1 protein-coding gene is annotated in these 455 nt (G+C 68.1%); it reads right to left on the bottom strand.

Annotation, left to right across the window (positions count from 1 at the left end):
• Positions 1-119: 119 nt before the first annotated feature.
• Complete coding sequence (locus IF61_RS0131860) at positions 120-350, bottom strand: hypothetical protein (RefSeq protein WP_157848745.1); 231 nt, start codon at positions 348-350, stop codon at positions 120-122.
• Positions 351-455 lie beyond the last annotated feature (105 nt).

Here is a 455-nt window from a genome sequence, read left to right as displayed (position 1 = left end):
GGTTGCACGCGCGCCCCCGGTTGCCCCCGCAACCCGCATGTGACCTGCGGGTTTCCAGGTTGACCCCGTTTCCGGGAGGGGGGCCCTACGCGTGCGCGCGCGAGGGAGCCGTTTTCGATCTAGCTTCCAGAGCCCTTCTTCGCCCACGCTCGGGCGGTGTTCGGGGCCACTGCCGTCAGCTCGTTGATCCGGCGGTAGGGGACCTCCATCCGGACCGCTTCCGCGATCAGCGGGCGCAGCTCCTGCTCGATCTCCTCCAGCTTCGCGAGGAGCTTGATCCGCTGTTGTCCCAGCGGCTTGAGCGCCGCCTCTGCCTCGGCCCGGCTCTCGCCCGGTGTCTTCTGCGTCATGACGTCATCCTGACCGGTCGTGTCAGCTTGCGTCATGGGCGCCTCCAGCACCGCCGTCATGATCAGCCCTCCCTCTCCGACGCTAGTTGCGCCGCTCGTTCAGAC

The organism is Streptomyces roseoverticillatus (assembly GCF_000719265.1).
Taxonomy (GTDB): Bacteria; Actinomycetota; Actinomycetes; order Streptomycetales; family Streptomycetaceae; genus Streptomyces; species Streptomyces roseoverticillatus.
Note: the sequence above shows the minus strand (reverse complement) of the source record. Positions and strands in the feature narration are given on the sequence as shown.